The sequence below is a fragment of the Corallococcus aberystwythensis genome (assembly GCF_003612165.1).
In the GTDB taxonomy this organism is placed as follows: domain Bacteria; phylum Myxococcota; class Myxococcia; order Myxococcales; family Myxococcaceae; genus Corallococcus; species Corallococcus aberystwythensis.
Map to the genome: position 1 here is coordinate 81,301 of NZ_RAWK01000003.1, position 8,119 is coordinate 89,419.

An 8,119-nucleotide genomic window follows, 5' to 3' on the forward strand; every position below is an offset into this window, starting at 1 on the left:
TCCCTCTTTCCTGAAAGAACGCCATGAGCATCCTCGTCAACGAGAACACGAAGGTCCTCGTCCAGGGCATCACCGGCTCGGCGGGCTCGTTCCACGCCAAGCAGATGCTGGAGTACGGAACGAAGATCGTCGGCGGTGTCACGCCCGGCAAGGGCGGCACCTCCTTCGAGGGCAAGGTTCCCGTGTTCAACACGGTCGCCGACGCGGTGAAGCAGGCGGGCGCGAACACGTCCGTCATCTTCGTGCCGCCGCCCTTCGCCGCGGACTCCATCATGGAGGCCGCGGACGCGGGCATCTCCCTCATCATCACCATCACCGAGGGCATCCCGGTCAACGACATGGTGCGCGCCAAGCGCTACCTGCAGGGCAAGCCGGGCGTGCGCCTCATCGGGCCGAACTGCCCTGGCGTCATCACCCCCGGCGCCAAGTGCAAGATCGGCATCATGCCGGGCCACATCCACAAGCCGGGCCGCATCGGCGTGGTGTCCCGCTCCGGCACGCTGACCTACGAAGCCGTGCACCAGCTCACGCAGCTGGGGCTGGGCCAGTCCACCGCGGTGGGCATTGGCGGCGACCCCGTCAACGGCACCAACTTCGTGGACGTGCTGAAGCTCTTCCAGGCCGACCCGGAGACGGACGCCGTCATCATGATCGGTGAGATCGGCGGCAGCGCGGAGGAAGAGGGCGCCGAGTACGTCGCGCGCGAGTTCACCAAGCCCATCGCCGGCTTCATCGCCGGTCAGTCCGCGCCCCCGGGCAAGCGCATGGGCCACGCGGGCGCCATCATCTCCGGCGGCAAGGGCACGGCCACGGAGAAGATCAAGGCGATGGAGGCCGCGGGCATCCTGATGGCCGCGAGCCCCGCCGAGCTGGGCACCACGCTGCAGGAGGCCGTGAAGCGCGGCCCCCCGAAGAAGCGCTAAGCCAACCTTTCACACGACACACACGAGGAGCCAAAGACCATGGCCATCGAGCGTACGCTGTCCATCATCAAGCCGGACGGGCTGAAGAACCACCACATCGGGGAGATCATCTCCCGCTTCGAGAAGGCGGGCCTGACGCCCGTTGGCATCCGTCTGCAGCAGCTGTCGCAGAAGGAAGCGGAAGGCTTCTACGCCGTCCACAGCGCCCGGGGCTTCTTCAAGGACCTGGTCGCGTTCATGACCTCCGGACCCGTGGTCGTGATGGCGCTCGAGGGTGAGAACGCCGTCCTGAAGAACCGTGACCTCATGGGCGCCACGGATCCGAAGAAGGCCGACAAGGGCACCATCCGCGCCGACTTCGCCCAGAGCATCGACGCGAACACGGTGCACGGCTCGGACAGCCTGGAGAACGCGAAGAACGAGATCGCGTACTTCTTCCGCGAGACCGAGCTCCAGAAGTACTAAGCAGCTTCCTGCCTGCTGACAGCGGCCCGGAGTCCACGCCCCACGCGGCGCGGACCCGGGCCGTCGTCTTTCTACGAAGCTCGCGGGCCTGCTGTATCCGGTTGCCCTCCCGGACGGTCCTTGCTACCGATAATGAAAATCACAATCGGCAAGGAAGCACGCATGAGCGGCGATTCAGAGCGCGTGGCCCGGCGGGGGCCGTTCCCGGTGAAGTTGCGGTTGCTGGAGGTCCTGCGCGTGACACGGCTGTCGCCGCACATGGTGCGCGTGACGCTGGGCGGCCCGGAGCTGGAGGGCTTCTCGTCCCCTGGCGCGGATGATCACGTGAAGTGCTTCTTCGCGGAGCCCGGCGTGCAGAAGCCGGACATGCCGGTAGTGGGGCCCAACGGCCTGACGATGCCGGAGGGGCTCAAGAAGCCCGCCTCGCGCGACTACACGCCGCGCCGCTTCGACCCGAAGGCGGGCGAGCTGGACATCGACTTCGTGCTGCACGGGGAAGGCCCCGCGTCGCTGTGGGCCCAGCAGGCGAAGCCCGGGGACTTCATGGGCATTGGGGGGCCGCGCAGCACGCACGACGTGGCGGACGACTTCGACTGGTACCTGCTCGCGGGGGACCAGAGCGCGCTGCCGGCCATCGCTCGCCGCCTGGAGGAGCTGCCCGCGGGCAAGCGCGCGTTCGCCTTCATCGAGGTCGCGGACGCGGCGGAGGAGCAGCCCATTGTCAGCAAGGCGGACGTGAAGCTCACCTGGCTGCACCGGGGGGGCGCGGAGGCCGGGACGACGAAGCACCTGGAGGACGCGCTCCGGGCCTGGACGCCGCCTGCCGGGGACGGGTTCGTGTTCGTGGCCGGGGAGTCCACGTCGCTCAAGCCCATCCGGGAACACCTGGTGAATGAGCGCGGTCTGAACAAGAGCTGGATGCGGGTGACGGGTTACTGGAAGCGTGGCGTCGCCGAGCATCACGATTCCAAGGGGTAGGCAGGGAAGGGGGCGGGCACTCCTTTGACTTGCCGTGCCTTCTTGTGGGAAGCACGCCCCATTTCCCTCCGTTAGCCCCGACTGAATGATGTCCGAGCCTACCGCCACAGCCCTCCCTGTCACCGAGCCCCTCCCGGTGCCGGCCCCCGCGAAGCTGGTCGACGTGGCCAGCCTGTCGCGTGAGAAGCTCGCGCTGTTCCTGAGCGAGCAGCTGGGCGAGCGCCCGTTCCGCGCGGCGCAGCTCTACCGCTGGCTGCACCAGCGCGGCGCCACGTCCTTCGATGAGATGACGGACCTGTCCAAGGCCCTGCGCGAGAAGCTCAAGGTCCAGGCGGAGATCGTCCCGCTGGTGAAGGACCTGGAGCAGCGCAGCGTCGACGGCACCATCAAGTACCGCTTCAAGACGCGCGAGGGGCGCTACATCGAAGCCGTCTACATGCCGTCGGAGGACCGCAAGACGCTGTGCGTGTCCACGCAGGTGGGCTGCGCGATGGCCTGCTCGTTCTGCATGACGGGCACGCTGGGCCTCAAGCGCAACCTCACCGCCGGGGAGATTGTCGCCCAGGTGCACGCGGTGAACCGCGAGGTGCGCCGCAACGAGAACCTGGAGACGTTCCGCCCGCTCACGAACCTGGTGTTCATGGGCATGGGCGAGCCGCTCCACAACTTCGAGAACCTCAAGACGGCGCTCGCCATCCTCCAGTCGGAGGAGGGGCCCAACTTCAGCCACCGGCACATCACCGTCTCCACCGTGGGCCTGGTGCCGATGATTGAGCGCTTCGGCCAGGAGACGGACGTCAAGCTGGCCATCTCGCTCAACGCCAGCACGGACGAGCAGCGCAGCCAGACGATGCCGGTGAACCGCAAGTGGAACATCGCGGCGCTGCTGGACGCGTGCCGCAAGTTCCCGCTGCGCCAGGGTCGGCGCATCACCTTCGAGTACGTGCTGCTCAAGGGCTTCAACGACAGCGACGCGGACGCGCACCGGCTCAAGGAGTTGCTGCGCGACATTCCCGCGAAGGTGAACCTCATTCCCTACAACGAGAACCCCGGCCTGGGGTTCCAGACCACGGGCGAGGAGCGGGCGGAGGAGTTCCGCGCCATCCTTGCCGAGGCGCATGTCGCGGCCTACATCCGGAAGAACCGGGGCCGGGACATCGCGGGGGCCTGTGGCCAGCTCGCCAATCGCGACGAGACGGCCGCCGAAGCCCCTACGTGACATAAGCACCCGAGCTTCCTTGACAATCCTGTTGCCGGGGCGCTAAGAGCGCCCCCCTCCGCCTGTTACCGTAGAAGTCACACGTTTTCGCTGGAGCGTTCCATGGCCGTTGTCCTCCGTCTTGCCCGCGCGGGCGCCAAGAAGATGCCGTACTACCACGTGGTTGCCACCGACTCGCGCAGCCCGCGTGACGGCAAGTTCCTGGAGCAGGTCGGCTCCTACGACCCCAACCACAGCCCCGCGAAGGTGCAGTTCAACGAGGAGCGGCTGAACTACTGGCTGAAGAGCGGCGCGCTGCCCTCCGAGACGGTCGCGGACCTCATCAAGACGGCGAAGAAGCAGGCCCCGGCGACCACCGCCTGAGCACGCCCCCGTCTGGACAAGACGTGGAGCCGCTGCTCACGTATCTGGCGAAGGCCCTGGTTGATCAACCCGACCAGGTCGCCCTGCGCATCTCCGAGGCGGATGGCGGCCAGCTCTATGAGCTGAAGGTCGCCCCCGAGGACGTCGGCAAGGTCATCGGCCGTGATGGGCGCACTGTGAACGCCCTCCGGACGCTGCTCAACGCCGCCGCCCAGAAGCAGGGCCAGAAGGTCCGCCTGGAGATTCTCGACGACCGGCGCACCCCGGGTTCTCCCGCGGCGCCGCCTGCTCCGGACGCCGCGCGGTGAGCGCGCAGGACTGTCTGGAGCTGGGCTACGTGGCCCGTGCGCACGGGCTGCGTGGCGAGGTGGCCGTCCGCGCCTTCGACCCCGCGTCGGAGACGCTCGGCACGGTCGACCGTGTCCGCCTGCGCCTGCGCTCCGGTGAGGAGCGCGAGTACGCGGTGGAGTCCTTCCGCCCGGCGAACAAGGAAGACCTCTTGTTCTTCGAGGGCGTGGAGTCCCGCCTGGCCGCCGAGGCGCTGGTGGGCGCGAAGGTGTTCGTCTACCGCGAGGACCTGGAGCCGCCCGAGGAGGGCCAGTTCTTCCAGGGCGACCTCGTGGGCTTGGCCGCCGTGGACGAGCAGGGCGTGTCCCTGGGGACGGTGGAAGAGGTCTGGGCCACCGGTGAAGTGCCCAACCTGGTGATCCGCGCGAAGGGCCGGCCGGAGCTGGTGGTGCCCTTCGCGGACGAGTTCGTGCCCACGGTGGACGTGCCCGCGGGGCGCATCGTGATCCGGCCTCCGGAGTACCTGGTGGCGGACGGGCCAGAAGCGCCTGGGGACGAGCCTGGAGACAGTGGGTGAGCTACCCCGTGGAGCTCCTCACGCTGTTCCCCGGCATGGTGTCCGGCTACCTGGGCGCGAGCATCCTCGGGAAGGCGCAGGAGAAGGGGCTCATCTCCGTCACCCTCACCGACGTGCGCGACTTCGCCGAGGGCAAGCACCGCGTCACCGACGACGCGCCCTATGGCGGCGGCGCCGGCATGGTGATGAAGCCCGAACCGCTGGTGGCCGCCATCGAGGCCGCGCGCGCTCGGCTGCCTGGCGCGAAGGCGCTCTTGATGAGCCCCCGGGGGCCCACGTTCACGCAAGGAACGGCGCGCGAGCTGGCTCGGCACGCGGCCGGGCTGATCCTCGTCTGCGGCCGTTATGAAGGCGTGGACGAGCGGGTGATGCCCTTCCTGGACGGCGAGCTGTCCCTGGGCGACTTCGTCCTCACGGGTGGGGAGGTCGCTGCCATGGCGGTGGTGGACGCCGTGGCGCGGCTGGTGCCGGGCGTCCTGGGCAACGAAGCGTCCTCCGTCGCGGAGAGCTTCGAGGAGGGACTGCTGGAGCACCCTCACTACACCCGGCCGCCTGTCTTCCGGGGAGCCGAGGTGCCCGCCGTCCTCCAGTCCGGCGATCACGCCCGCATCGCCCGCTGGCGCCGGTGGAAGGCCATCAAGCTCACGCAGGAGCGGCGGCCGGACCTGTTCGCGCGGCTGGTGTTCAGCAAAGCGGATCAGAAACTGCTCGCCAGGGAAGAAGAAGCGTTGTAACCCTGCGTGTTCTCGCGGAACCTTTTGTTGCAGGCTTGTTCGTCCCGGCGCTCTCTGCTAGGACGGCCCGCTCTTTTCCACGCGTCCTACGCGTCAAGTTCCGCTTTCTGGAGTCCGTCATGCGCCGTAGCCTCATCGAGCACGTCGAAAACAAGTTCCTGCGCAAGGACATCACCGAGTTCCGCACGGGTGATTCCGTTCGCGTCCATTGGAAGGTCAAGGAAGGCGAGAAGGAGCGCGTGCAGGCCTTCGAGGGCGTGGTCATCCGCAAGACCAAGGGCACGAACCGCGCGACCTTCACCGTGCGCAAGATGTCCTTCGGCGTCGGCGTGGAGCGCATCTTCCCCATCCACAGCCCGCGCTACGAGAAGATCGAAGTCCTCACCCGCGGCGACGTGAACCGCAAGCGCCTGTTCTACCTCCGCGAGCTGAAGGGCAAGGCCTCGCGCGTGGACGTGCTGGTGGATCCTGAGAAGGCCGCTGCGAAGGCCGCCAAGGCCGCCGCCGCTCAGGGCTAGTAGGTCCTCAGAAACCCTCTCGCGGCCTTCACGGCCGCGTGCGAGAAGGAGCGTCCGTCACTGGACGCTCCTTTTTTCGTTCGGGCTAGACTGCGCACGCCATGCACTTCGTCGAGGTCGCCATCCAGAACGTCCGCGGGTTCTCTCCCGCCGGGCGTTTCCCGCTGAAGACCGGGTACCTCATCCTCAAGCCACCCACGGCGGACGTGCTGCCGCTGGGGAGCCTGTCGCTGTCGCTGCTGTTCGCGGATGGCCGCGGCGGGGACTCGAGCCTCGTGGGCTCGGCGGGGCGTTCCGGCAAGGCCGCGCTGACGTTCGTGGGCCAGGACGGGATGACGTACCGGGTGCTGCGCGAGCTGGGCGGTTCCGGGTCGCTGCACCGGCTCAACCCCGCCACGGCCCAGCCGGAGCTCGTGTCCACGGACGTCTCGGAGATCAACCAGTACCTGCGCGGCCAGGCGGGCCTGCCTCCGCGCACCACGTTCGAGCAGGTGTACTGCCTCCAGCTGGTGATGCTGCCGTCGCGCCGGCCGCGCAAGAGCACGCCCAAGGCCGCCGCCGCGGCGGGCGCGAAGGCCTCCGGGACCACGCCGTCGCTGGCGGCCGCCGCACAGGTGTTGCCGGCGGAGGACGTCCCGGCCGCCGAGGCGAAGGTGAAGGTGCTGGAGAAGGAGCTCGTCACCGCGAAGGCGGTGGATCAGCTCCAGTTCAAAGTGGACGAGCTGTCGTCGCTCATCTTCGAGGCGGACTCGAAGCTCCGGGGCGGCGAGGGGCTCAAGACCGCCATCGCGGAGGCGGAGACCGCCTGGCGCGCGGCGCCCTCGCCGGAGTCGCTGGGCCTGCCGCTGGACATCCTCACGCGCGTGAAGCGCTACCCGAAAGCGGTGGCGCGGCGGGACGAGGCGCTGACGCGGCTGGAGACAGACCGCGATCCGGAGCTGGAGGACGCGTCGCTGAAGGTGCCGCCGCTCACGAAGAACCGCTACTTCTGGGGCGGTCTGGGCACGGGCGTGCTCTTCCTGGGCTTGAGCGTGGGCCTGGGCATCGCCGCGGCCCAGCCCATGTGGCGCTACCTGGCGTTGATCAACATCCCCGCCTTCGGCACGGCGGCGCTGATGGCGCTGCGCTACGTGGAGGACCTGCAGGCGGCCACGCGCAAGGGCACCAAGGACAACCGCAAGGACGCGCGGCAGAAGAAGATCCTCGATGAGTTCGAGCTCGAGGACGCGCCGATCCGCATGGCCGTCAAGGCGCTGAACCTGGAGAGCTACGAGGAGATCCCCGGCGCGCTGGAACAGAAGGACCTGCTCGGCATGCGGCTGGGAGAGCTGCAGACCCAGCTGGAGGAGTTCGAGGCCTCCGCCGAGTACCAGGGCGCCCTTCGCGACGGCCAGGAGATGCGCGCGCAGCAGGAGGAGCTCAACGCGGAGCTGTCCGCCAAGGGCACCTACGTGCGCGACCTGCGCGAGGTGGAGCGGGAGCTGTCCCGGCTGAAGGAGTCCATCGCGCTGGCGAAGGCGCCTCCGGTGCAGGTGGTCGCGGCCCCCGGTCAAGCACCGGTGCCGGTGGATCCGCTGGAGGACCCATCCCCGCTGGTGCTGTCGCAGGCCGCGGACGTGCTCACGTCCGACATGCTGTCGGTGCAGGCGCTGATGAAGGACCGCTGCGTGCAGTACCTCACCGCGCTCACGGACCGGCGCTATCAAGGCGTGGAGTGGGACCGCGAGGGCAACGCCTTCCTGCTCACGCAGAACAGCCGCATCCCGGTGGGAGAGCTGCCCCCGAAGGACATCGACCTCTACTACCTAGCGCTGCGCATGACGGTGGTGGAGAAGACGTGCGCCCGCGTGAAGCGCCCCTTCATCCTGGACGACGTGCTGACGGGCATGGACGAGGCGAAGCTGCCCCTCGTTGCCCGCATGCTCAAGCACCTGGGCACGCTCACGCAGGTCCTGCACGTCACCGCCCACCCCGGCTTCGGCCAGATGTCGGACGGCACCGTTAACGTCTAGCCGCCGCCGGAAGTGCGTGGGGCGGCGGGGGCGGAATGGCAA

The 8,119-nt window shown here is 68.5% G+C and carries 10 protein-coding genes; all 10 read left to right on the plus strand.

What is annotated here, in order from left to right; translation table 11 throughout:
- Nucleotides 1-23: 23 nt before the first annotated feature.
- The 10 genes from sucD to D7W81_RS01230 all read left to right on the plus strand — a co-directional run bounded on the left by sucD (nucleotide 24) and on the right by D7W81_RS01230 (nucleotide 8,077).
- Nucleotides 24-923 (plus strand): succinate--CoA ligase subunit alpha, encoded by a 900-nt coding sequence (gene sucD, locus D7W81_RS01185; RefSeq protein WP_120553439.1) that lies wholly within the window; start codon nucleotides 24-26, stop codon nucleotides 921-923.
- 39 nt (nucleotides 924-962) lie between these two features.
- Nucleotides 963-1,388: a nucleoside-diphosphate kinase gene (ndk, locus tag D7W81_RS01190; protein WP_120553440.1), complete on the plus strand. Its 426-nt coding sequence runs from the start codon at nucleotides 963-965 to the stop codon at nucleotides 1,386-1,388.
- A 162-nt stretch (nucleotides 1,389-1,550) separates the two neighbouring features.
- Entirely contained in the window at nucleotides 1,551-2,366 is an 816-nt protein-coding gene (locus tag D7W81_RS01195) for a siderophore-interacting protein (RefSeq protein ID WP_120553441.1), read from the plus strand.
- Between the two features lie 88 nt (nucleotides 2,367-2,454).
- Nucleotides 2,455-3,585, plus strand: coding sequence for a dual-specificity RNA methyltransferase RlmN (rlmN, locus tag D7W81_RS01200; RefSeq protein ID WP_120553457.1), 1,131 nt, complete (start codon nucleotides 2,455-2,457; stop codon nucleotides 3,583-3,585).
- Between the two features lie 102 nt (nucleotides 3,586-3,687).
- On the plus strand, nucleotides 3,688-3,948 hold the full coding sequence (gene rpsP, locus D7W81_RS01205) for a 30S ribosomal protein S16 (protein WP_014397299.1): 261 nt from the start codon (nucleotides 3,688-3,690) through the stop codon (nucleotides 3,946-3,948).
- A gap of 23 nt (nucleotides 3,949-3,971) precedes the next feature.
- Nucleotides 3,972-4,256: a KH domain-containing protein gene (locus tag D7W81_RS01210; RefSeq protein ID WP_120553442.1), complete on the plus strand. Its 285-nt coding sequence runs from the start codon at nucleotides 3,972-3,974 to the stop codon at nucleotides 4,254-4,256.
- On the plus strand, nucleotides 4,253-4,813 hold the full coding sequence (gene rimM, locus D7W81_RS01215; RefSeq protein ID WP_120553443.1) for a ribosome maturation factor RimM: 561 nt from the start codon (nucleotides 4,253-4,255) through the stop codon (nucleotides 4,811-4,813). The genes D7W81_RS01210 and rimM overlap by 4 nt, the downstream gene beginning before the upstream one ends.
- The gene (gene trmD, locus D7W81_RS01220; RefSeq protein WP_120553444.1) at nucleotides 4,810-5,547 is read left to right on the plus strand and encodes a tRNA (guanosine(37)-N1)-methyltransferase TrmD; all 738 of its coding nucleotides are present in this window, start codon (nucleotides 4,810-4,812) and stop codon (nucleotides 5,545-5,547) included. Before rimM ends, trmD begins: the two co-directional genes overlap by 4 nt.
- A gap of 119 nt (nucleotides 5,548-5,666) precedes the next feature.
- A complete protein-coding gene (gene rplS / locus D7W81_RS01225) occupies nucleotides 5,667-6,065 on the plus strand; it encodes a 50S ribosomal protein L19 (RefSeq protein ID WP_120553445.1) in 399 nt (132 codons plus the stop codon).
- 101 nt (nucleotides 6,066-6,166) lie between these two features.
- On the plus strand, nucleotides 6,167-8,077 hold the full coding sequence (locus D7W81_RS01230; protein WP_120553446.1) for an ATP-binding protein: 1,911 nt from the start codon (nucleotides 6,167-6,169) through the stop codon (nucleotides 8,075-8,077).
- The last annotated feature ends 42 nt before the right edge of the window (nucleotides 8,078-8,119 follow it).

What these genes read in the sequence shown, in the direction of transcription:
- sucD (WP_120553439.1), top strand. Translation starts at nt 24, where the DNA reads ATGAGCATCCTCGTCAACGAGAACACGAAGGTCCTCGTCCAGGGCATC.
- ndk (WP_120553440.1), top strand. Translation starts at nt 963, where the DNA reads ATGGCCATCGAGCGTACGCTGTCCATCATCAAGCCGGACGGGCTGAAG.
- D7W81_RS01195 (WP_120553441.1), top strand. Translation starts at nt 1,551, where the DNA reads ATGAGCGGCGATTCAGAGCGCGTGGCCCGGCGGGGGCCGTTCCCGGTG.
- rlmN (WP_120553457.1), top strand. Translation starts at nt 2,455, where the DNA reads ATGTCCGAGCCTACCGCCACAGCCCTCCCTGTCACCGAGCCCCTCCCG.
- rpsP (WP_014397299.1), top strand. Translation starts at nt 3,688, where the DNA reads ATGGCCGTTGTCCTCCGTCTTGCCCGCGCGGGCGCCAAGAAGATGCCG.
- rplS (WP_120553445.1), top strand. Translation starts at nt 5,667, where the DNA reads ATGCGCCGTAGCCTCATCGAGCACGTCGAAAACAAGTTCCTGCGCAAG.
- D7W81_RS01230 (WP_120553446.1), top strand. Translation starts at nt 6,167, where the DNA reads ATGCACTTCGTCGAGGTCGCCATCCAGAACGTCCGCGGGTTCTCTCCC.